The organism is Corynebacterium guaraldiae (genome assembly GCF_053480195.1).
The window spans coordinates 122,103-144,909 of sequence record NZ_JBRBAU010000009.1 but is presented as its reverse complement, the minus strand read 5'-3'; the positions used below and the strand labels follow the sequence as shown (position 1 = coordinate 144,909).

General features: G+C 60.3%; 22 protein-coding genes and 1 rRNA gene. 8 read left to right on the top strand and 15 right to left on the bottom strand.

Features of this window, described 5'->3' with window-relative positions; genetic code table 11:
• From ACUY3D_RS08805 to ACUY3D_RS08790, 4 genes are all read right to left on the bottom strand, one after another.
• Nucleotides 1-213, bottom strand: a 16S ribosomal RNA gene (locus ACUY3D_RS08805); the annotation flags it as partial.
• A gap of 587 nt (nt 214-800) precedes the next feature.
• Complete coding sequence (locus ACUY3D_RS08800; protein ID WP_257964773.1) at nt 801-1,790, bottom strand: hypothetical protein; 990 nt, start codon at nt 1,788-1,790, stop codon at nt 801-803.
• Complete coding sequence (locus tag ACUY3D_RS08795; RefSeq protein WP_448240892.1) at nt 1,787-2,587, bottom strand: ATP-binding cassette domain-containing protein; 801 nt, start codon at nt 2,585-2,587, stop codon at nt 1,787-1,789. The genes ACUY3D_RS08800 and ACUY3D_RS08795 overlap by 4 nt, the downstream gene beginning before the upstream one ends.
• Entirely contained in the window at nt 2,584-2,958 is a 375-nt protein-coding gene (locus ACUY3D_RS08790; protein ID WP_010187877.1) for a GntR family transcriptional regulator, read from the bottom strand. Before ACUY3D_RS08790 ends, ACUY3D_RS08795 begins: the two co-directional genes overlap by 4 nt.
• A gap of 225 nt (nt 2,959-3,183) precedes the next feature.
• Between ACUY3D_RS08790 and ACUY3D_RS08785 the strand changes: the two genes are divergently transcribed.
• On the top strand, nt 3,184-4,422 hold the full coding sequence (locus ACUY3D_RS08785; RefSeq protein ID WP_101736532.1) for an NYN domain-containing protein: 1,239 nt from the start codon (nt 3,184-3,186) through the stop codon (nt 4,420-4,422).
• Between the two features lie 108 nt (nt 4,423-4,530).
• On the opposite strand, the gene ACUY3D_RS08780 is transcribed toward ACUY3D_RS08785, so the two are convergent.
• Both ACUY3D_RS08780 and trxA read right to left on the bottom strand, forming a co-directional pair.
• Complete coding sequence (locus ACUY3D_RS08780) at nt 4,531-5,325, bottom strand: PspA/IM30 family protein (protein WP_070533741.1); 795 nt, start codon at nt 5,323-5,325, stop codon at nt 4,531-4,533.
• Between the two features lie 153 nt (nt 5,326-5,478).
• Nucleotides 5,479-5,844 carry a thioredoxin gene (trxA, locus tag ACUY3D_RS08775; protein ID WP_101736533.1) on the bottom strand — a complete coding sequence of 122 codons (366 nt, stop codon included), beginning with the start codon at nt 5,842-5,844 and terminating at the stop codon, nt 5,479-5,481.
• A 147-nt stretch (nt 5,845-5,991) separates the two neighbouring features.
• Between trxA and ACUY3D_RS08770 the strand changes: the two genes are divergently transcribed.
• From ACUY3D_RS08770 to ACUY3D_RS08755, 4 genes are read left to right on the top strand one after another with little or no spacing between them, the layout of a single operon-like run.
• Nucleotides 5,992-6,192, top strand: coding sequence for a heavy-metal-associated domain-containing protein (locus tag ACUY3D_RS08770; protein WP_070533739.1), 201 nt, complete (start codon nt 5,992-5,994; stop codon nt 6,190-6,192).
• A gap of 5 nt (nt 6,193-6,197) precedes the next feature.
• Nucleotides 6,198-8,375: a heavy metal translocating P-type ATPase gene (locus tag ACUY3D_RS08765; RefSeq protein ID WP_448240890.1), complete on the top strand. Its 2,178-nt coding sequence runs from the start codon at nt 6,198-6,200 to the stop codon at nt 8,373-8,375.
• Nucleotides 8,376-8,380: 5 nt separating this feature from the next.
• Complete coding sequence (locus ACUY3D_RS08760) at nt 8,381-9,715, top strand: MFS transporter (protein ID WP_448240889.1); 1,335 nt, start codon at nt 8,381-8,383, stop codon at nt 9,713-9,715.
• A 28-nt stretch (nt 9,716-9,743) separates the two neighbouring features.
• On the top strand, nt 9,744-10,208 hold the full coding sequence (locus ACUY3D_RS08755; RefSeq protein WP_070524241.1) for a VanZ family protein: 465 nt from the start codon (nt 9,744-9,746) through the stop codon (nt 10,206-10,208).
• 1 nt (nt 10,209) lies between these two features.
• Here the strand turns inward: ACUY3D_RS08755 and dnaB are convergent, their stop codons facing one another.
• From dnaB to ACUY3D_RS08720, 7 genes are all read right to left on the bottom strand, one after another.
• Nucleotides 10,210-11,634, bottom strand: coding sequence for a replicative DNA helicase (dnaB, locus tag ACUY3D_RS08750; protein WP_010187892.1), 1,425 nt, complete (start codon nt 11,632-11,634; stop codon nt 10,210-10,212).
• Nucleotides 11,635-12,274: 640 nt separating this feature from the next.
• A complete protein-coding gene (gene rplI, locus ACUY3D_RS08745) occupies nt 12,275-12,727 on the bottom strand; it encodes a 50S ribosomal protein L9 (RefSeq protein ID WP_070524218.1) in 453 nt (150 codons plus the stop codon).
• A gap of 46 nt (nt 12,728-12,773) precedes the next feature.
• Nucleotides 12,774-13,364: a single-stranded DNA-binding protein gene (locus ACUY3D_RS08740; RefSeq protein ID WP_010187897.1), complete on the bottom strand. Its 591-nt coding sequence runs from the start codon at nt 13,362-13,364 to the stop codon at nt 12,774-12,776.
• A gap of 51 nt (nt 13,365-13,415) precedes the next feature.
• The gene (rpsF, locus tag ACUY3D_RS08735; RefSeq protein WP_180952128.1) at nt 13,416-13,706 is read right to left on the bottom strand and encodes a 30S ribosomal protein S6; all 291 of its coding nucleotides are present in this window, start codon (nt 13,704-13,706) and stop codon (nt 13,416-13,418) included.
• A 327-nt stretch (nt 13,707-14,033) separates the two neighbouring features.
• Complete coding sequence (locus ACUY3D_RS08730; RefSeq protein WP_101736537.1) at nt 14,034-15,389, bottom strand: glycosyltransferase family 87 protein; 1,356 nt, start codon at nt 15,387-15,389, stop codon at nt 14,034-14,036.
• 62 nt (nt 15,390-15,451) lie between these two features.
• Nucleotides 15,452-17,677, bottom strand: a complete 2,226-nt coding sequence (locus ACUY3D_RS08725) for a transglycosylase domain-containing protein (protein WP_101736538.1) — start codon at nt 17,675-17,677, stop codon at nt 15,452-15,454.
• 76 nt (nt 17,678-17,753) lie between these two features.
• Complete coding sequence (locus tag ACUY3D_RS08720) at nt 17,754-18,113, bottom strand: DUF5318 family protein (protein ID WP_070644730.1); 360 nt, start codon at nt 18,111-18,113, stop codon at nt 17,754-17,756.
• 170 nt (nt 18,114-18,283) lie between these two features.
• Between ACUY3D_RS08720 and ACUY3D_RS08715 the strand changes: the two genes are divergently transcribed.
• The 3 genes from ACUY3D_RS08715 to ACUY3D_RS08705 all read left to right on the top strand — a co-directional run bounded on the left by ACUY3D_RS08715 (nt 18,284) and on the right by ACUY3D_RS08705 (nt 20,325).
• Nucleotides 18,284-18,763 (top strand): MarR family winged helix-turn-helix transcriptional regulator, encoded by a 480-nt coding sequence (locus ACUY3D_RS08715; RefSeq protein ID WP_448240886.1) that lies wholly within the window; start codon nt 18,284-18,286, stop codon nt 18,761-18,763.
• 84 nt (nt 18,764-18,847) lie between these two features.
• A complete protein-coding gene (locus ACUY3D_RS08710) occupies nt 18,848-19,831 on the top strand; it encodes a universal stress protein (protein WP_070524206.1) in 984 nt (327 codons plus the stop codon).
• An 11-nt stretch (nt 19,832-19,842) separates the two neighbouring features.
• The gene (locus tag ACUY3D_RS08705) at nt 19,843-20,325 is read left to right on the top strand and encodes a hypothetical protein (protein ID WP_070533724.1); all 483 of its coding nucleotides are present in this window, start codon (nt 19,843-19,845) and stop codon (nt 20,323-20,325) included.
• Here the strand turns inward: ACUY3D_RS08705 and trhO are convergent.
• Both trhO and ACUY3D_RS08695 read right to left on the bottom strand, forming a co-directional pair.
• Nucleotides 20,322-21,251, bottom strand: a complete 930-nt coding sequence (gene trhO / locus ACUY3D_RS08700; RefSeq protein WP_070524202.1) for an oxygen-dependent tRNA uridine(34) hydroxylase TrhO — start codon at nt 21,249-21,251, stop codon at nt 20,322-20,324. The genes ACUY3D_RS08705 and trhO overlap by 4 nt on opposite strands.
• A gap of 53 nt (nt 21,252-21,304) precedes the next feature.
• Nucleotides 21,305-22,801, bottom strand: coding sequence for a DUF1846 domain-containing protein (locus tag ACUY3D_RS08695; protein ID WP_070524200.1), 1,497 nt, complete (start codon nt 22,799-22,801; stop codon nt 21,305-21,307).
• Between the last annotated feature and the right edge of the window lie 6 nt (nt 22,802-22,807).

Here is a 22,807-nt window from a genome sequence, read left to right as displayed (position 1 = left end):
AAAAACTTTCCAACCACCACACTAAAGGCAGTTCATATCCGGTATTAGACCCAGTTTCCCAAGCTTATCCCAGAGTGCAAGGCAGATCACCCACGTGTTACTCACCCGTTCGCCACTCGAGTACCCCAGCAAGCTGAGGCCTTTCCGTTCGACTTGCATGTGTTAAGCACGCCGCCAGCGTTCGTCCTGAGCCAGGATCAAACTCTCCACAAAAAGGCCGTGAAAAGCCCAAACCTAGTCAAAAAGACAAACCACAACAAACAACACCACAAAAAGCAGTGTCACCTGAACTGGCTATCCAAAAATTACATAAAGAAAAAATCCAACCAACCCCCAACCCGACGGGGATACAGGAGGCTGGCCTAAGTCAGAAGATTTTAAATCATTTACGCCCAAACAACTTATGTTATTTACAATGACGCCGCTAAAGGAAAAGCGCCATCCGGCATACACCAACCGTGATACGCATACGGCGTATCACAGCCACAATGAATAAAATCAACCAACACAAAAAGTACATTGGCACACTATTGAGTTCTCAAACATCGTCACCACACAGCCATACGGAACGCCTTTGGCGGTACGCAGTACTGCGAGTAAAGAAAATATTTGTTGTCAGGGCCTGTTTTCCTACCGCCTCTCTCCAAGAACCTCAGTTCCTGTGGGGCGCTGTCGGTCGCGCTGACTCACATAAAGTTACACACGGCCTTGAAAAAACACAAATGTGCACTTCAATGAAGGTTTTTACCCCTTCTTGAAGTGCACAAAGACAACCTTTTAACGCAGACATTGGATGGCGCTCAGCGTGCCCCAAACCAGCCCATGAGGCCCGGGCTAAACACGTTGGTCTTTGTTGCCATCCGGGGATACGCGGCAACCCACACGACGTAGATGATTGCCATCCCTGTGAGCGTCCACCCCATCGCAACGCTGGGATTGATAAGCCACGCTATGAACAGCACGGCGATTGCTCCCGCTAGCGCAGTTGTGTAAAGCCACGTCAGTTTGTCGGTAATGGCGAAAGTTAAAAGTAGTGACGTTGTAGCAAGACACACGATGGTGAACCCGGCTGGATTGCCGGTCCACATCATCGCTACCAGATCGGCCACGAGCGATAGGACCACGGGGATTGCCGTGCACAGCACAGTGGTCTTGGCCCAAGCACCGCGCGGCAGCCCAAAGGCCACTGCATCTTTGAGTGAGCTGCGGATTGAATCAGCAACTAGCGGCAGGACAATCAACGTAACAATGACACCTACGATGCCCACGCCGGTATCCCACAGCTTGCTCACCACGATGTTTATCGCAGTTGCGATGGCTATACCGAATGCAGCCCACATCCACGCGCGAGCTTGAGGGCGCAACACAATCTGGGAGACCGGGGACGCTGAGAACCAGCCCGTCGAAGAATCACCATCGCTGCCTACGATGAGGGAGCTCGCGGTCAGTCGTGATGGCTCAAAGCGTTTCGTCATGCACACCACCCACATGAGCACCGGGGCGATGAGGACCCACCATGGAAACGCGAAGGGTGCGCTAACCAGAATGAGAAAGAGCGTCAGGGAAGCATTGATGCGCCGGTGCCCATTCCACACCTGGGTGCTCAACCCAAAGGTCAGATAGCGCGTGAAGTCAGGCTGCGAAAGGTAAACCATAAGGACCATAAAGAGTGAGTAACCAATGGCCCACCCTTGCCCACGGCCCATTCCCAGCACCGGAAGGATGACAATCCACAAGGCGTAGAAGAAGCTGTTCCAGCTCAGCGCCATATGCCTATAGAGCTTCATCATACCTCCCCTAATGCCAGAACTGCCTGCTCAAGGGATACCTCGGTGGCACGCAGCCCCATTTCTTGGGCCATGTCGAAGACGTTGGCGGTGTGGTTGGGGCGAGCGTCGACAAGCGCGCGGTCTGCTACGGCTGAGGTTTCGCGCTCAAGCACTGGGAGCTGCAGGCGCCCCAGCGCGCGATCGAGGGTTTCGGCAGAGCCAGTGAGCTGGACGACGCCCTCAATGAACTCATCGATGGGACCGGACAGCGGGTTCTCCCCCATCAGCGCCACGGTATCGAGCAAACCAGACAGCTCGTTGAGGTGATGGGTGGAGACGATAATGGTGCGGCCGTGCTCTTCACGCAAGACGTCGTAGAATACCTCCCGCTTGGCGGCGTCGAGGCCGAGGTAGGGTTCGTCGAGAAGCATGTACGGCACCCCCGAAGCCACCGCAACGATGAAGCTCGCCGCCGACTTCTGCCCGCGGGAGAGGCCCGAGTAGTTCTTCATCGGCAGCTCGAAGCGCTCGACCAGCTCCTCAGCGCGCGCTGTGCTCCACGTGGGCCAGCGCAGGCGGGCTACGGTGAAGACTTTCTTCATATTCCAGCCTTCGGGCAAGGGGTTGTCGATGCCCATAAGCACAACCTTGTTGAGCACCTTTTCATTGTCATAGGGCTTGTCACCGTCGACCGTGATGCCGGAGGCGCCCAATTGCCCGGCAATTTTGCGCAGCAGGGTGGTCTTGCCAATGCCATTAGGGCCGACGAGGCCGTGCGTGAGGCCGTTGTCGAAGGTGAAGTGCGGGGTGGAAATCATGAGTAGAGTCCTCGGCTTTCTGCGACAAGGTCAATGAGGTCGTGGAGTTGCTGGCGGGTGTAGCCCAGGTGCACGGCTTCGTCGATGAGCGGTGCGGCGTATTCAGCCGCAAAGTCTTGGCGACGCCGCGCCCGGATAAGGTCTGCGGCACCAGAGGTGACGAACATGCCGATACCTCGGCGTTTTTCGAGGATTCCGAGATCCACGAGGAGGGTCAGGCCCTTGCGGGCAGTGGCGGGGTTGATGCTGTGGAAAGCGGCGAGCTCATTCGTGGACGGTGCCTGGGCGCCCTCGGCGAGAGTGCCCTCAATAATGGCGTCCTCGATGAGCACCGCTATCTGCCGGAAGAGCGGCTGGGCAGAGTTGTCCATGCCGGCCTCCTCGTTGGTTGGTTACTCATGTAACTAACCATATAACCGCACCGGAACCCTCGCAAGCCCCCCACGGGCAATGCCATTGACCTGGGAATTTCCTCGGGGTTATCGACGTTTTGTGACTAATGGGGCACACTGGACTACACCGGCCCTAGGCTGGAAGATCTCACAGAAGTGACCCTAGAAAATTAGTTAGAAGAAATAGAACGGAATTTAGGAGCCATGCTTGAACGAACACTTGTCTTCGTTGACACGTCATACCTACTGGCCAGCTTTTATAACTCTTGGGAGACGGGGGCCCGCGCCCAGCTAGAGATTGATTTACCCGAAGTAGTCAGCTCCCTCGGTTCCATGATTGAGAACCAAGTAGGCAACCCCATCCACCGCCAATACTGGTACGACGGAATCCCCGATACCGGCCCCCACCGTTACCAGCGAGCGCTGCGGGTCTGCGATGGCGTCCAACTGCGTACCGGACAACTCATCGAATGGGGCGAACGGCGTACCCAGAAAGCCGTGGACACCCGCCTCGTCGCCGATATGATCGTTTCCGCTATGAAGGGCCAAGTCACGGATTTCGTCTTGGTCTCCGGCGACGCAGACATGATTCCCGGAGTCCAGGAGGCCGTCAACAATGGTGTGCGCGTGCACCTTTATGGCTTCGGATGGGATTCGATGTCCTCGGCGCTGCGCCATGCCTGCGACTCCACCACGATCCTCGATCCGCGGGAGGACTTCGCCGATGCGATGGAGCTCGAGGTCCTTGAAGGCCCGCTGCCGCCGACCATCCGCGAGCCCCAGAGCTCCGAGGAAGGCAACGAGAAGGCAAGCGAATCCACCGATGAGATCGCGCCGGAGTGCGACGAACCTACCGAGGCACAAGCTGCCTTCCCCTCTGCGCCAAAGCCTGGGCCTGCAACACCTTCCGCCGCGGCTCAAGACGTGGCTGCCACCGCCTCGCACCCGGAGTCCGCAGCACCGAGCGCCCCCGCCGACGAAGAGGAACCCGCCCCCTGCGGCGAACAAACCACAAAGCCCAGCGCCGCGGATCAGAAGCCCGCGGACGCAGAAGAGGAAACGGGCACCGAAGCCCCGAAGCCTGCCCCCAAACCGGCCGCGCCCAAGCCGTCGATGATGGCGCCGCGCCGCAAGCTGCGCTCGAAGTATGTTCCCCTCCCCGAGGAAGTGTGGAGCTCCGCCGGCTTCCAGTCCCCCTTTGACGTGGGGCAGCAATACGCATCGTGGTGGTTCGACAACGCCGCGAGCGCCGATCAGCGCGACCAAGCCCATCTCCTTTCCGGCGGCGGTCTGCCGCCGGAGATCGACCGTCCGCTGCTGCAGTTCGCCTGCGAAACGCTGCACGAGTACACGCTCACCGAAACCCAGCGCGTCAACCTGCGCGATGGCTTCCACTCCGGCATCCGCGGCGTGCTTATCAATATCCGCCGCCAAGACAGCTAGAGCATCACTGCGAACCATAGATAAAGGGACCTTCTGGAGCGCGGGGTGGTGAAATCCCCTGGCCGCAGAATGCGGCCTGCTCCAGAAGGTCCCTTTTCGCGCTGGCTACTACTTATCCTCAGCGTCCTTGGCTTCGGCGCCGGCCTCGAGCTCCTCTGTGGTCTTGGAGGATGAGCCTTCCAGCTCCTTGTTCTTGGCCATCTCAGCGCGGATCTCATCCAAGCGGGACATAGCGGCCATATCGTGTCCCGCCGCCGAAATCTCCTGAATCCGGCTACCACCAGCTGCCTGGTGCAGCTCCTGGGCGCCGAGCGCATCAGCGTAGCGCTTCTCAATCTTGGCGCGTACCGAATCCATCGTAGGCGTCGAGTCATCCGGCTTGAGCTCATTCATGGAGTCCAGAGCCTCAGCGTTCTTCTCCTGCATCGCCGCCTGATCGGCTTGGGACAGCAACTGGTCCACCTGCGCGAGCTGCTCCTTCAGTCGGGCCTCCGACTGCTGTTGCTGAGCCTTTGCCTGCTCCGCCGCTTGCGCGGCAGCCTCGTGCTGGGACTTCAGATTCGCCAGCTCATTTTCTACGGCAACCAGCTGGCTCGCCACAACCTCCGCTGCCTGGTTGTACTCGGCGGCCTTCTGCGGATCCTCGGAAGCGTCCGCCAACTCCAAGGCCCGGCGCGTCTGATCCTGGTAGTCCTTCTGAGTCTTCACTAGGCGGTTAAGCTGCATTTCCAGCTGCGTTTTGCGGCCGATAATCTCCGCTGCGTGCTCGGAAATCTGGCGGTGCTGTTCCTTTGCACCTTCCACGGCCTGCTGGATTTGGACCTTGGGATCAGCGTTCTCATCGATCTTCTGATCGAAAGAAGCCATCACATACTTCCAACCTTTGCTGAATGGGTTTGCCATCGCGTTCACTCCTTAGTGGTTCCTGCAGCAGTAATCAATGCAGCGCTCGTTAGTGCTTTATATGTAAAGACGCTTTCCTGCGAGTGTAGCGATACTCACAGGAAAGCGCGCAGCGGTCCATCTCGACCGCCTTTTCAGAAGAACTATCCGGAATTATTCGGCCTGCTGGCTCTCCACCTGGGCGCGGACCTCATCCATATCGAGAGCCTTGACCTGGCTAATGAGATCTTCCAGGGCTGTCGGCGGCAATGCACCCGACTCGCGGAAAACCAAGATGCCGTCACGGAAAACCATCAACGTCGGGATGGAGTTAATTTGCAGCTTCGCAGCCAGATCCTCGTTTGCCTCGGTATCCAACTTGGCAAAGGTGGCATCAGGGTGCTCCTCGGATGCCTTCTCAAAGACCGGGCCGAAGCGCTTGCACGGACCGCACCATTCCGCCCAGGCATCCACGAGGGTGATGCCATCGCCGGAGATGGTCTCCTGGAACGTCTCTTCAGTGATGTCAATCGTTGCCATGTCTCTTCCTATCTGTTTCGGGGAAATTTGTAGGTTCTTTCAACTCTCAACGGTACACAAGGCTCAATTATTCCTTGCACCTATACCCCTAGGGGGTATACGCTCAACGGTGTATCTACCCACTACTTAAGGAGTCTGATCACGACCATGAGCACCACCACCTACACCGTTACCGGTATGACCTGCGGCCACTGCGAGCTCTCCGTGAAGGAAGAAATCTCGGAGATCAAGGGCGTCACCGACGTCACCGCTGACCACACCACCGGCGCCGTCACCGTGACTGGTGAGGGCTTTAGCGATGACCAGGTCGCCGCCGCCATCACCGAAGCCGGCTACGAGTTGGCCTAAGCATCATGACCACCAGCCTCACCCTCGGTATCACCGGGATGACCTGCACCTCCTGCTCATCCCGGGTGGAACGCAAGCTCAATAAGCTCGACAACGTCGAAGCCACGGTCAACTTCGCCACGGAATCCGCCTCCGTTAGCTATGACCCAGCGACGACGACCCCCGCCGATCTCATCGACGTCGTCGAAGGCGCCGGCTATGGAGCCTTCACGGTGGACGATGAGGGGGAGGCGTCGGCAAGCACGGCGGACACCGCCCGCGAGGGTGAGGCTTCCGACATCCTGCAGCGTACGCTCGTCTCTGCGGCGCTCTCGCTGCCCGTGATGCTCCTCTCCATGGTCCCGGCCCTCCAATTCCAGAACTGGCAGTGGGCCTGCCTGGTACTCACAACGCTCGTCTACGTCATCGGCGGCGCGCCCTTCCACCGCGCCACGTGGGCCAACCTGAAGCATGGCGCCGCCACGATGGACACGCTCATCACGTTGGGCACCACCGCCGCCTTTGGCTGGTCGCTCTACGCGCTCTTCTTCGGCGACGCGGGCATGCCCGGCATGACCATGCATATGACGCTGCGTTCCAATGACGCGCAGATGGACCACATTTACCTCGAATCCGTGGGGATGGTCATTACGTTCCTGCTGCTTGGGCGCTGGTTTGAGCTCAAGGCAAAGGGCCGCTCCTCCGAGGCCCTCACCACGCTGCTCACCATGGGTGCTAAAGAGGCGACGGTGCTGCGCGGCGATACCGAAACCCGGATCCCCATCGGTGACCTTCACGAGGGCGAAATTTTTGTGGTTCGCCCCGGCGAGAAGATCGCCACCGACGGTGTGGTCCTCAACGGACATTCAGCCGTGGACGAATCCCTGCTCACCGGCGAATCATTACCGGTTGAGGTTTCACCCGGCAGCACGGTGACGGGCGCAACCATCAACGCCTCCGGGCGGCTTGAGGTGCGCGCCACTCGCGTCGGCGCCGACACCGTCCTAGCCCAGATGGGCGCGCTCGTCACTGCGGCACAGACCTCGAAGGCCCCGGTGCAGCGCCTCGCCGACCGCATCGCCGCTGTCTTCGTCCCCATCGTCATCGGCATCGCTATCCTCGCACTCTTGGCGCACCTGTGGGTCGGCGGAGTTGCCCCGGCCTTCGTGGCCGCCGTCTCCGTCCTCATCATTGCGTGCCCTTGCGCCATGGGCTTGGCGACGCCCACCGCAATCCTCGTGGGCACCGGGCGCGGCGCCGAACTGGGAATCCTCATCAAGGGCCCGGAGATTTTGGAATCGACCCGCCAGATCGACACCATCGTTCTAGATAAGACGGGCACCATCACCGAAGGCCAGATGTCAGTAGCGGCGGTTCAGGCCACTGCGGGGCACTCAGAGCAGAAGGTTCTCCGTCTTGCTGCCGCCGCGGAGCAGGGCTCCGAGCACCCCATCGCGCGGGCCATCCGCGCGGCTTACGACGGCGACATCCCTGCAGCCGAGGACTACCGCGAGCTGCCAGGCCAAGGGATCGAAGCGACCGTCGACGGCGCGCGCGTGCGGGTGGGACGCCCACCCGCGGGCTACGACGGCACTGGGACGCAGGTCGGCGTCTACGTGGCGGATGACGCGGTGGGGACCATCGAGCTACAGGACCGCGTTAAGGAGTCCGCAGCCGCTGCCATTTCCGCCCTCCAGGACCTAGGCCTTACACCCCATCTGCTCACAGGGGACAATGCCAGTGCAGCCCACGCAGTGGCGCGAGCCGTTGGCATTGATGAAGCCAACGTGACAGCAGAGGTCATGCCCGCCGACAAAGTAGACACTATCGCTCGACTGCAGGATCGGGGACGGACCGTGGCCATGGTGGGCGATGGCGTGAACGACGCCGCGGCACTCGCACAGGCGGACCTCGGCATCGCGATGGGTGCTGGGGCCGATGTCGCCATCGAGGCCTCCGATATCACGGTGATGAATAACGACCTACGTTCCGTCGCCGATGCCGTACGCCTGGCGCGGGCCACCCTGCGCATCATCAAGGGCAACCTATTTTGGGCCTTCGCCTATAATATTATTCTTCTACCTGTTGCCGCTTTTGGCCTGCTCAATCCCCTTTTCGCGGGTATAGCCATGGCGTTGAGCTCGGTTTTTGTTGTCAGCAATTCTTTGCGCCTGAAAAGCTTTCGCTCCGCAGAGTATGCTTAGCCTGCATGAATCGTCTTGATCATCGCTCTATCTCACGCACGGAGAGGCTCGACAGGCTTCCCGTCACCGGCAAACACAAACGTCTACTCTTCGGTTCCGGCATCGGCTGGGCCCTCGACGCCATGGACGTCGGTCTCATCTCCTTCATCATGGCCGCTTTGGCTGTGCACTGGGGAATCACGCCGACCCAATCCTCCTGGCTGGCATCCGTAGGCTTCATCGGCATGGCCTTGGGCGCTACCTTCGGCGGCCTTTTGGCCGATAAGTTCGGCCGCCGCCATATTTTTGCGCTGACGCTACTGGTCTATGGCCTTGCCACCGGTGCTTCCGCCCTGGCGACGGGCCTCACGCTCCTCATCGTCCTGCGCTTTTTCATCGGACTTGGCCTCGGCGCCGAGCTGCCGGTGGCCTCCACGTTGATTTCCGAGTTCGCACCCCTCAAGGTCCGCGGACGCATGGTGGTCTTGCTGGAGGCCTTCTGGGCCGTGGGCTGGATCCTCGCTGCGGTAATTGGAACGTTCGTCGTGGGGGCGTCGGAAAGCGGCTGGCGCTGGGCCCTGGCGCTCGGCATGGTGCCCGCGCTCTACGCCCTCTATGTACGCCTGCACCTGCCTGAATCAGTGCGCTTCCTAGAGTCGAAAGGCCGCCACGAGGAGGCAGAGGAGATCGTCGCCTCCTTTGAGGCAGAGGTGGACTCGACGGACATCGACCGCACGACCCCGGCACCGACCTACTCCGAGGAAGACGTCACCGCCGCCAGCATCTGGTCGCCGTCCCTGCGCGGGCGCACTCTCGCGTTGTGGACCATCTGGTTCTGCGTCAACCTGTCCTACTATGGCGCCTTCATCTGGATTCCTTCGCTGCTGGTCACCGACGGATTCTCCCTGGTGAAGTCCTTCAGCTTCACGCTCATTATCACCCTGGCCCAGCTGCCCGGCTACGCCGCCGCGGCCTGGCTCATCGAAGTATGGGGGCGCCGCACCACGCTGGCTGCCTTCCTCGTGGGCTCCGCGCTTTCCGCAGGTCTCTATGGCTTTGCCAGCACTGAGGCCACGATCATCCTGGCCGGTTGTTTGCTGTCCTTCTTCAACTTGGGCGCGTGGGGTGCTTTGTACGCCATCGGTCCCGAGCTCTATCCCACCGCGCTGCGCGGGCGCGGTACGGGTGCTGCCGCCGGCTTCGGCAGGCTCGCATCCATCCTGGCGCCGCTCATCGTTCCGCCGCTCATCGCGGTGGCAGGAACGGGCTGGCTCTTCGTCCTCTTCGCGGCCGCCTTCGGCACCGCTGCTGTCGCGGCGCTGACCCTGCCAGAATTCAAGGGTAAGACCCTTGCTCAATAGGGTCGCCCTTGGCGCGTGGGTCGCGGTCATGGTTGCGCTGACTACGCTGAAGTCCTTCTTTCAGATTGGCTACCTCTGGAAGCCGGAGAACCAGCGTGTCCGCGATCTGCGCTTGGTGCCGCTCGATGAATTTTCCGGTGGCACGTGGTTTGGCCCGCTCTTTGAGTACGCGGGCAATACCGCTTTCTTCATTCCCTTCGGAATGCTCGTCTTCAGCATGTGCCGTTCACTCAAGGCCACGGCCGCGTGGGGCTTCGCGCTGAGCCTGGCGCTGGAGACAGCACAGTACGCCTTCGCCCTGGGACGCACCGATATCGATGACCTCATCTTCAATACGCTCGGCGCGCTGATCGGCGCGGCATTCGCCCGGCTGTGTGGCGAACGCTTCTTCCCCGTGTGGCGGTGGCTCGCACTCGCCGCAGCAGCCGTCTTCCTAGTCTTAGTCATTCTCGGCCCACGGTTGGGTGACCCCAACGCCGTGGTGGACCTGTGATTTAACCGTGCGCCATGTTGACGAACTTGGAGTAGTGCAGCTGGTGCGCCACCTTCACCGTGTCGATCGGGCCGCCACGGTGCTTGGCCAAGATGATGTCCGCCTCACCGGCGCGGGGATCATCGCGGTCCTGTGAGTCCGGGCGATACAGGAGCATAACCATGTCGGCGTCCTGCTCGAGCGAGCCGGATTCACGCAGATCCGCCAGCTGTGGCTTCTTATCGGTACGGGACTCTGGGCCACGGTTTAGCTGGGAAATCGCGATGAGCGGGACCTCGAGCTCCTTGGCCAGCAGCTTGAGCTGGCGGGAGAACTCCGAAACCTCTTGCTGGCGGGACTCCACCTTCTTGCCCGAGGACATCAGCTGCATATAGTCCAGCACAATGAGGTCGAGCCCGTGCTGCTGCTTGAGGCGGCGGGCTTTCGAGCGAATCTCCATCATGGTGAGGTTCGGGGAATCATCGATGAACAGGGGCGCATCCTGGATGCGGTTGAGGGTGTCATCGATCTTTGCCCAGTCCTCAGTCGATACGCGTCCACCGCGCATATCCGACAGCTTCACTTCCGCCTCCGCCGACAGCAAGCGCATGACGATTTCCGAGGCGGACATCTCCAAGGAAAACACCACGGAGGTCTTGTTGTGCTGCAGAGATGCCGAGCGCATGAAGTCCATGGCGAGCGTTGACTTGCCCACGCCGGGGCGGGCGGCGACGATAATCATCTGGCCGGCGCGCAAGCCATTGGTCAGGTTATCCAAGTCGATGAACCCGGTGGGCACGCCCGATTCCACACCGTTTTGCTGCAGGGCGGCGAGTTCGTCGATAGTGGGATCGATAAGATCGCTCAGTGCCCGGTAGTCCTCGGTGGTCTTCTTCTGTGCCACCGCGAAGACTTCCTGCTGGGCGCGGTCCAGAACCGATTCGATCTCCATGTCCTCGGAACCTTGGAAGCCGAGCTGCACAACTCTGGTTCCGGCGTCGACCAGCTTGCGCAGCACCGCCTTTTCCGCCACGATCTCCGCGTAGTAGCGAGCGTTGGCGGCAGTCGGCACCGTGGCCAGCAGGGTGTGCAGATAGGGCGCGCCGCCGACCCGCTCGAGGTTGTTGTAGCGATCGAGCCGAGCTGCCACAATCACCGCATCAATATCGGTGCCCGCGGCATAGAGGTCAATCATGGCCTGATAAATGAGCGTGTGCGCAGGATAGTAGAAGTCCTCCGGCTCCAGCTCTTCAATGACCTCCATCACCGTGTTCGGGCTCAGGAGCATAGCGCCAAGAACGCCTTGCTCTGCTTCCCGGTCCGCGGGTGGCTGGCGGAATTCGCCGTAACGCTTCGGCTCCTCCTGACGGTAGGAGCGGCGGGGTTCCTCCTCTACCGGTTCGGGCGGCGGTGGAACCTGATCGTCATCAAAACTGGCATTAGTCATTGTCCATCAATCCCACCGTTCATCGATCCCACCCTGACCGCCCCTGAAAATCTCAGCTTCTATCCGCTCCGGACGGCCAGGCTTTAAGGCAGTGCCAAGCGGCAACCGCGCGTAGTACACAACAGTGTAGCCGAGGCAATGGACACTGCCCCTTGGGTATAACTGCCACAGTTATCCACAGATCCCTGTGGAATTACCAGCTCAGCGGACGAAGGCTCCGCAAAGCGCGAGGTCAAGCCTGTGGATAACTCTGCAAGCCCGTGACCAGCGAAGATAATTACCGCAGGTCAGAGCATGTTTTTCAAGGTGTGAATATACGCACAAAACCCGTGAAAAAGTAGGGCCTTCAACCCGAAATCGGCGCTACCTGCGGGTTAACAAAAGGCGGCGTGAGTAAACTCACTGTAAACTGCACACAGGTTTATCCACAGGTTCCGCGAGTTATCCACATGCCGTGCTTGGCGACGATTCCCCACCCCGCATGCCTAAAACGGCTAAAGGCCGTACACCTTCCACCACCTCACATAGTGGGAGGAGCACGGCCTTAAACCTTGCTGTTGTCTGAGGGTCACGTACCTGCGTACCATCGCCGCGCCTCACACGCGGCTGGACGGAGGGTGACCGTCGTGCGCCTTAGTTCTTAGGCAGCGACGACCGAGAAGTTCACCTTGCCGATAACGTCAGCGTGCAGCTTCAGCTCGACTTGGTAGTTGCCGGTCTTCTTGACCAGGCCCTTGGGAAGCACAACGATGCGCTTGTCCAGCTTCGGGCCGCCAGCGGCGGCAACGGCCTTCACGATGTCCTCTGCGGACACGGAGCCGAAGAGCTTGCCGGACTCGGAGGTCTTCACGGGGACGTTGACGTCCTTGAGCTCCTCCAGCTGGGTACGGATCTCGCGTGCATGGTCCAGGTCGCGGATTGCGCGAGCTTCCTGGGCACGCTTGATGCCCTCGATCTGCTTCTCAGCACCGCGGGTGGCAACGATTGCCAGGCCGCGCGGAAGCAGGTAGTTACGTCCGTAGCCGTCCTTAACCTCTACAATTTCGCCGGGGGCGCCGAGGTTCTCAACGGCAGCGGTGAGGATCAGCTTCATGATCCCTGCCTTTCAATTGAGTTAAATGAATACTTGCGTGACAGTCTTAGAACGGGGGTTCTGCATCCGCACCACCAAAGCTTCCCGCTTGGGGTGCCGAATTCCACGGATCGTTGCTCGGAGCCGACTGCTGGGACTGCTGCGGGGCAGAAGACTGGGACTGGTTTCCAGAGAAACCACCCTGGTTTCCGGAGAAACCGCCTTGGTTGCCGCCGCCGTAGTTAGCACCACCCTGCTGCTGGCCGCCGCCGTAGTTTCCGCCACCGTTGCCGGACTTGCGGTTTACCTGAGCGGTTGCATAACGCAGGGACGGGCCGACCTCATCGACCTCGATCTCAAAGACAGTACGGTTCTCGCCCTCACGAGTCTGGTAAGAGCGCTGACGCAAACGGCCAGTAACAATAACGCGCATGCCCTTGGTCAGGGTCTCCGCAACGTTTTCTGCGGCTTGGCGCCACACGTTGCAGGTGAGGAACATGGCCTCGCCATCCTCCCACTGGGAAGTCTGCTGATTATAGCGACGCGGGGTGGAGGCAACACGGAAATTTGCCACTGCGGCACCCGCCGGGGTGAAACGCAGTTCTGGGTCGGCGACAATGTTGCCGACGACCGTGATATTGGTATCTCCCTGAGCCATGTCTTTACTCCTTAATATCGGTTACGTGGATTGCTCGAAACCCAGTATCCGCTATTTGCTGTCGGTGCGCAGAACCTTGGTACGCAGAATGGAGTCGTTCAGGTTCAGACGGCGATCGAGCTCGAGAACGGAGTGGGATTCGCACTCCAGATCCACGACTGCGTAGATGCCCTCTTCCTTCTTGTTGATCGGGTATGCAAGACGGCGCTTGCCCCACACATCAACCTTTTCGACTTTGCCGCCATCCTTGCGGATTGCTTCGAGGAACTTGTCTAGGGACGGGGTTACGGTGCGCTCATCCTGATTAGGATCCAGAATGATCATGACTTCGTAGTGACGCACGGACCTCATCACCTCCTATGGTCTAGTAATTGGTATCGGCCATATCACCTTTGCGGATATGGCAGGAGGGTCTGTTGCGTCAAGCAACCCTCACACAGTACCGCACTGACCGGCGGAAAAGGAAATCCCTTGTCTCCTCGGCCGCCCCCTAGTGAGTCGCGGCGACGAAGATTGCCGAACTCGCAGGTATCACCGTAAGGAAAAGCAGAGCCAGCAACCCCAGCATGATGGGCCAGGTTCGGTCTTGAGAGCGCTGAAACAGGTAATAGGCGCCCAATACGCACAAGAAACCTATCGTGATGGAGATGATGCCCACGATTGTTATGGTCATCGCGCAAAGTCCCCCGCCAGCGGATCCCTGCCACCGTGCGCGGCACGGACCTTGTCTTCCGACTTGCCCCACATCTGACGGATGATGAGCACGCCGATGGCGATGATGAAACCATCGCGCGTAATCACCGCGATGTCCAGCATCTCGTGCGGCAGGCCCTTGTTCTCCGACCCGAGCATGTGCCAGGTGAGGATGGGCCAGAGGAGGGCGTCGGCAAGCGCCCAGCTAAAGATGAGCCGCCACCGCGGAAGCGCCAAGAGCGCCGGGACAATGAGCCACAGCGAGTACTGCGGCGACCACACCTTATTGAAGATGAGGAAGGCCATGATGATGAGGTAGATCATCTCAGCCACCCGCGGCGCACGCGGGGTTTTGAGCCCCATGATGGCGATTGCCGCGCAGCACGCCAGGAAGGCCACGAGGGAGAAGGTATTAACGAATTCGTTTTCAAGGTCGACTCCCCCAATTCGGCTCAGGAGCGCATAGATCGTGGTCCAATCCAACCCACGCTCTTGGTTGAGCCGGAAGAATTCGCGCCAAGCTTCGGGGTAGGCCACCGCCACGGGAAGGTTCACCACGAGCCACGTCACAACAGTTGCCACGAACATCTTGATGAAAGGTGCCCAGCGCTTGTTGCGGATGGCCAGCACCAGAAAGGCACCCAGAATAAACAGGGGCCACAGCTTAAAGGCCGTGCCAAGCCCAATGAGAATGCCGGCGAGCCAGTTCTTGCCCTTGGTCACCGCAAGCAGAGCGCCGACCATGAACGCCACCGACGGGATGTCCCAATTGGTAAAGGCATGCATGACCACGAGGGGGCTAGCTGCCATGAGGACGGTGTCCCACGCCCGGTTACCCGTGAGCTGGAAAACCATAACCACGGTGCCTACCCACACGAGGGACATGATGAGCGCGGTCAACCCGAAGTACCAACTGACATCGGCAATCCCAATCCACTCGACGGCCGGGTAGGTGGTGCGCGCCAGCCAAGCGACGGCGCCCTGGAACATACCCGCCAATACGGGGTACTCCATGTAGCGCGTGATATCCCCCTCAACCCAGGAATAGGCGTAGGGGAAGCCCGGCTGGTCTAGTCCACGGCCCCCATAGAGCGGGATGATGTCGTTGTAACAGAAGGACGCGTACTGGCGGTTGCCAGCCCAGTTCAGGCTGATGAGGCCATCCTCACCCCGGGTGCTAACCGCACAGTTGGTCTTACTCAAGAACCCAAACGCCAGGAATGTCCACGCCAGCGTGATGATCACTCGCAAAGGAGTCCACCACCCGGAGTGGGCCGAGCGAGCAAAACGCCCCGTCGGCCCGCCCAGGGCGTCGACGGCGCCGCGGGCCATCGACTCAGAAGAGAGAGGGACTAGCTGAGAAGTCGTGTGTTGGCTCACCAGGGATCAGTCTCCTATTGGCCAAGTAGTTGGTCGAGGCCATCTCCATTGAGAATCTCATCCAGCGAGGGGACCTCAGGATCGGCGGGCTGAGCCGGTTGCTCAGGCTGGGCCGGCTGCGCCGGGGCATCACCATGCCCCTCGTCATGGTGTTGGCCTTCCTCTGGTTTTTCCTCGCCCTCGCCCTCAGCGGCTTCGCCCTCCGGGCTTGCCGGGGTCTGGTCCCACGTCGTGGTCTGGCTCGGGTCATAGACATAGCCCGAACCCCAGCTGCCGACGCCGTAGTTGATCGGATAGGCCTGCGGGAAGGTCTGCTGCTCAGCATTAGCCAGAGAGGTATCCAAGATGGACTTCCAGATCTTCGTCGGTGCGTCCGAGCCGTACATGATGCCGCCCCACTGATTGAAAATCGCGGAGGTGTTGTCGGCCGTGCCTACCCACACTGCTGTAGCCAGCTGGGGCGTGGAACCGACCATCCACGCATCTTTGTTCTGACCGGTGTCACCCAGCTGCGTGGTACCAGTCTTAGACGCAGACGGGCGCCCGCCAGCTAGCGCGCCATTCGACCATGCGGCAATTGGCTGCATCGCAGAAATAACGTTGTTAGCCACGTTGGCGGAGACACGGCGCTCACCGCCGTCGGTCGGGTTCTCATAAAGAACCTCGCCGTTCGCGTTTTCAACCTTCTGCACGAAGTGCGGTTGGTGCCACACACCCTGGTTGGTCAAGGTAGCCATTGCCGTCGCCATGTCGAGCGGGCGCGATTGGTACTGACCCAGCACGATGCCTTCGTACGGCGCACCGCCGTTCTCTGTCAGGGTCTTTTCAATCCCCGGCAGGCTGCGCGCAACGCCCAATGCGTGCGCCATGTCTGCGGTGTCCTGCATCTTGTTTTCCAGGTCGTCCTGGAGGCGCAAGAAGGAGGTGTTATAGGAATTCTTCAGCGCCTCGGCGATGCTGCAGCTGCCACATCCGCCGCCCACGTTGGTCACGATCTGCGATCCGGGCAGCTGGTAGGGCGCCGAGGAGTAATAGGTATTGAGATCGATGCCCTGCTGGAGGGCTGCTGCCAACGCCATGATCTTGAAGACCGAACCGGTCTGCAGCGGGGAGTTGGCGTAATCCCAACCATTGGCATCATCCCCGCCGAAGTAACCGCGCACTGCACCCGTAGCTGGGTCGATGGTCACGGCTGCAGCACGGGCGTCCTCCTGCAGCACCGCAAGCTGCTCGTGGGCCGCGTCTGTCGACGCGTTTTGCACAGTCATGTCAATGGTGGTGGTCACCTTGAGGCCACCGGTGGCCAGCTGGTCCTCGGTAATTCCCACGCGTGCCAACTCGCCGGTGACTTGGTTCTTGATGTGCCCATAAGCACCGGGTGCCTCGGTGTAGGCGGAGTATTCGCTGGGATCACGGGTCTCCGGGAAAGCCATCTGGGACCGCTCAGCCGCATCCAGATCGCCCATCTCAACCAGGCCATCCATGACGTAGTTCCAGCGGTTCTGCGAGCGTTCCTCATCCACCCACGGATCCAAGACCGATGGGGACTGGATGAGGCCGGCGAGCATGGCGCCTTCCTCCACGGTGAGGTCCTTGGCGTCCTTATTGAAGTAGGCATTGGAGGCAGCCTCGATGCCGTAGGCATTGCGGCCGAAATAGACGGTGTTGAGGTAGGCGTTCAGGATGTCCTCTTTGGCCCACTCATTGGTCATCTTCACCGAATAGATGAGCTCACGGATCTTGCGGACGTAGGAGTATTCGTCACCAACTAGGGTGTTTTTCACGTATTGCTGGGTGATGGTGGAACCACCACCGGCGGTGCTATCACCCGTGAGCTTGCCCAAGACGGCGCGGCCCAGACCAGTAAAGGAGAAGCCCGAGTTGGTCCAGAACTCACGGTCCTCGGCGGCGAGGACCGAGTCCTCCACATAATCCGGGATCTCTTCCAACGTCACCTGACGGCGGTTGCCTTCCGGCGGAACGAGCTTGGCCAACTGAGTCTCACCATCGCCGGCGACGATGGTGGAGATCTGGCTCGGCTGCAGCTCCTTGGGCCCGGGGACGTCGTATTGCGTATACGCGTAGCCGAAGAGCAGGGCAGGAATGCCCACTAGTACAAACAAAACAGCCAGCACGATCCACGGCCAGCGGCGCTTGCGGCCGGACGAACGCTGAGCGCTCTGTGAGGTGCTCTTCCTGCGATTACCTGACTTTCGCCCGGAGGTTTCCTTTTCGGTCACTGATCCGTGTCCTCATCAATCCTGTACAGAAACTGTAAATACATGCAGCTTACCGGCGTGAACTGGGAAGCCAAAACTACCCTAGAGCATAGACCGTGGCAGCTCGAAGCAGATGATTCCAGCGGCACGCCGGACACACTTCCACAAAATGCACGGTAAATTCCAGCCCTTCTGCGGCCATGTCCGCAATTTCCGCAGCGCTCCGCGCACTTCCCGCCCGGCGTTTTAAAGCATCTCCATAAACCCAACGGGTCAGCCGCATGTCTGATTCACACACCGGGCACGGCTTGCGCATGTCGACGCCATGGTGTTCCGCCGCCGCGCGAAGGAGAAAGTCGGCATCGCATAGCTCTTCGCGCGTCACCTTTCCCGCGCGAAGCTCACGCAGATGCTGTGCACGCTCCCATTCATAAGAGACTTCGTTGCGGTAGGCCACTTCTGGCCTTGTCTTTGCAGACTCTGCCTTTGACGGAGAATTCACGCCGGACAGTGTAGTGCCGGCGGCGTCAACAATCTAGGCCCTTTCATAGTGCTTCGCGGTGGGAAACCAAATTTTTTAATCGGCTAACTACCGCTCCGCGAAATTACTAGCTACACTTATTTTCCATGAGTGAAGAAACTATCGAATCCCCCATCCCTTACGCGGATGCCCTGGAAGTCGCCCGCCAGATCCAGCCCGCGCTCAACAAACTCATGCTCATTTTCCAGCGCACGACAGAGGGCACATCCCTCACCACGTCGCAGGTCTCCATCATGAACCAGCTGCGCATGCGCGGCCCTTCGCGCGTGAGCACCATCGCCCAGGCAGAGCTCATCCGGATGCCTACCGCCTCCAATGCGCTGTACCAATTGGAACGCCAAGGTTTCGTGGAACGGCACCGCGACGATAAGGACCGCCGCGGTGTGCTCGTCGCCCTTACCCAGCTCGGCGAATCCGAGCTGACCATCGTCTCTCGCCAGCGTGCGGCGGCTTTGGCGGAGATCCTGCGTTGGCTCGATCCGGACGACATCAAGGATGCCAACTCCCTGGTTAACCTGATCTCCAAACTGGCCGATGTCTACCGGCCAATCATGGAAGGAAAATAGACCAAAAAGCGCCGGTAGAGCGGATTTTTATTTTAAGGCGTGAAGGGCCGATAATGAATAAAACGACCCCGAACCTTTTGATGAATGGCTAAGAATTCTTCACACCCCGCGGAAGGACAGTGCTCCCCAGACGCCACGGTCCCTCCGCTCCGCGTCCTTGTTTCGTGGAGCCCCAGCTCTACCGGCACGGAAGCTATCGAGTTTGCTGCGTGGATCGCGCGTTCCACGCCCGTTCAGATCCGCGTGGTATCTACTATTTCGCAACCACTCACCGTGACGTCGCTCAGCAAGCTCACCGGTTCCTATAAAAAGTGGTTCAAGAAGGAGCGCGCCGCCTGCGAGCGGGCCGTCAAACAGGCATTGAACGCGGCAGGGGTAGACAAGTCCCAGCTCGATAAGAACGTCTCCGTTCTCATCGCAGGGCCCTCGCGCCCGCAGCTCTTGGAGGAGGCGGCCAAGGAATTCAACGCAAGCGTCATCCTCCTCGGCGCAAACCAATCCGCACCCAAGGGCCGTTTCTTCTCGGGCTCTACCGCCGATGCGCTTTTGCACTATGCGCCGCTTCCGGTGGGCTTGACTCCGCGCGGCATCAAGCTGTCTAAGCACGGCATCACCCGCATTAACTTTGCTTTCACCGATCTTGGCAGCGCCGATGATCCCGCTCTCATGCACGCGGCCTGCATTGCGCAGCGCGGCGGTATCCCCCTGCGCATCCTGGCGTTTTCAGCCAAGGGGCTTGTCGACGTCCCCCTCGAATACTCCCCCACCTTTCCTTCCGATGCCCCCAATTGGCGCGAGCATTCGCTTTCGTTGTTGGACCGGGCCCACGATTTCATCGCGGATGCCTACCCCGAGCTTTCGGTCACGACGGCCATCGGCAGCGGCCATGGCTGGTCCGGCGCGGTGGACTCGCTGAAGTGGAAGAAGGGCGACCTCCTCTGCTTAGGCTCCGACCCCATGGGCCCCATCGAGCGCGTCTTCATCGGCAGCACCGCCACCGAGCTGCTCCCGCACTTGGGCGTGCCCGTGCTGGTCTGCCCCAGCACCTACACCGCCGAAGCGCGTTAGACTGGCAGACCATGGCAGCTGAGCACCCCGAAAACGATCTCACGTCCGACGCGGACTATACGAACCTGCCTCGCCCCGAGCCCCGCACATTTGACGAGCTTGCCGACGAACCCGACCCCCTCGCCGTCGCCGAAGCCAACCGCCGCTCCTCGCGCCAAGCTCTGTGGTTTATGATTGCCATCCTTATCGGCTCAGCGCTCTATGCGCTTCTCCTCGCGGGCATCTTTAAAGTCGCCGGAACCACGACCAACTGCCTCCGCGCCGAGTATGCCGCCTGGCTTTGCACGAGGACCCAGCGCACGGTGTTCGCCACGACGACGCTAATCATCCCCTTCATCGGCATGATCGGCTGCGCCGTCATCATGGTGCGCAAGCTCAAGGCCTATGTGCGCTGGCGCGGTTGGATGGCCATCTTCTGGGTCATGGCCGGCAACTTCATGATCTGGTGCATCAACGATATCCAGATCCTGCTCGCCCCGGTTATCGAAAACTAGCTCTGCGCCTGGGCAGCTGCCACCTCGGCGCAATCCGGCCGGCCGCAGTGCTGTGTTTCCACATGCTGAATGCAGTCATCGCAGATGAGCACCTGCTTACGGCACGTGTCCTCGTTGATGCAGTTATGGAACGTGTTGGTTCCCGCCCCGCAATGCACGCAGTGGCCCAGCTGAATGAAGCCCGGATCCTCTAGGCCCTGGCCAAACTCGTGGTGCATGCGCTTATCAAAGACGTACATCGAGCCTTCCCACAGGCCATCGTTGCCGTACTTTTCGCCGTAGCGCACAATGCCGCCGTCGATTTGATAGACCTCGTTGAAGCCTCTGTTCTTCATCAGCGCTGAGAGGATTTCGCAACGGATGCCGCCCGTGCAGTAGGAGACCACGGGCTTGTCCTTCATCCAGTCATATTTTCCGGACTCGATTTCGGCGATGAAGTCATGCGTCGTGCGCACGTCCGGCACCACGGCATTCTTAAACTTGCCGATTTCCGCCTCCATGGCATTGCGTCCGTCGAAGAAGACGACCTCCTCGCCGCGCTCTTCTACTAGCTTGTTGACCTCTTCGGGTTTGAGGTGAACGCCGCCGCCGATGACGCCATTCTCATCCACCTTGAGCTCACCCGGCGCGCCGAAGGCCACGATCTCATCGCGCACCTTAACCGAGAGGCGCGGGAAATCCTCCGCACCGCCTTCGGACCACTTGAACTCCATCTTCTTGAAGCCCGGGTACTCGCGGGTTTCGCGCACGTAGCGCTTGCAGGCCTCCATGTCCCCGCCCACGGTGCCGTTGATGCCGTGCTCCGAAATGAGGATGCGGCCCTTCAGCCCGAGCTTCTCGCAGAGGTTACGCTGCCACAGCATGATCGCGGTGGGGTCCTCAATGGGAGTAAAGCAGTAGTAGAGGAGAATCTTGCCAATAGTCACGCCCGCAAGTCTAGGCCTGCTAATGGCAAGATCCCCAATTTTTCGGTGGAGTCTCAGCGCTTCTGGTACAGCGCGCTCTTGCGGGCAAAGACCGGATCGGAGGTCACCAGGACACCTAGGTTGCGAAAGATGCCCTCATCCACGGAACCCAAGATGGTGGTGGTGTGGACATCGCAGCCCTCGAGTTCCTTCAGTGCGTCGAGCGCGCGGCGGGCGTTCTCGTCCTTGGCCGCGGAGACAGAGAGTGCGATGAGCACCTCGTCGGTGTGCAGGCGCGGGTTCTGCGAACCCAGATGCTTGGTCTTCAGCGTCTGGATCGGCTCGATGGATTCCGGCGAGAGCAGGTGCAGGTCATCGTCGATGCCCGCCAGGTGCTTGAGTGCATTGAGCAAGGTGGCCGCCGAGCAGCCCAGAAGTGGGGAGGTGCGGCCGGTGATGATGGTGCCGTCGTGAAGCTGCAGCGCGGACGCCGGGCCGTCGGTCTCCTCCGCCTTCTGACGCGCCGGGAGCACCACCGGGCGGTCGGTGGACTTGATGCCGGCCTTCGCCATGACCACGGCGGCACGCTCGGACTGCGTGGAGTCGAGGCCGTTGCGGGCCTCCTCCACCAAAGTCTTGAAATAGCGGCGGATGATTTCCTGCCGGGAGGCCTCGCGGCAGACCTCGTCGTCGGTGATGCAGAAGCCCACCATGTTCACGCCCATGTCCGTCGGGGACTGGTAGGGAACGGTGCCGGTCAGGCGCTCAAGCAGGGACTTCAGCAGCGGGAAGGCCTCGACGTCGCGGTTGTAGTTCACCGTGGACTCGCCGTGCGCGGAGAGGTGGAAGTGGTCGATGACGTTGGCGTCGTTAAGGTCCACCGTGGCTGCCTCGTATGCCAGGTTCACCGGGTGGTCGAGCGGCAGGTTCCAGATGGGGAAGGTCTCAAACTTGGCGTAGCCCGCCTGCACGCCGCGCACGTTCTCGTGGTAGACCTGCGATAGTGCGGTAGCCAACTTACCGGAGCCCGGCCCCGGCGCGGTGACCACCACGAGGTCACGGGTGGTCTCCACGTAGTCGTTCTTGCCCAACCCCTCCTCGGAGACGATGAGGTCGATGTTGGCGGGGTAGCCCGGGATGACGCGGTGGCGCGCCACCGTCAGCCCCAGGCGCTCGAGGCGCTCGATGAAGGCCTCCGCCTGGCTGTTGCCGTCCTCGAGCTGCGTCATGACGATGTTATTGACAAGGAAGCCGCGGCCCCGGAAGACGTCGACAAGCCGCAGCACATCGTCTTCGTAGAGGATCCCCAGGTCACCGCGCATCTTTTGGCGCTCGATGTCCTTGGCGTTGATGCAGACGAGGATTTCTACGTCATCTTTGATGCGCTCGAGCATCGCAATCTTGTTATCCGGGGTGAAACCGGGCAGCACGCGGGAGGCATGCATGTCATCGAAAAGCTTGCCACCCATTTCCAGGTAAAGCTTCCCACCGATTTCTTTGCGTCGAGCGTTGATGTGCTCCGACTGCAGCTCAATGTATTTTTCACGGTCAAAACCGATTGCGCGCCCCATAGTATT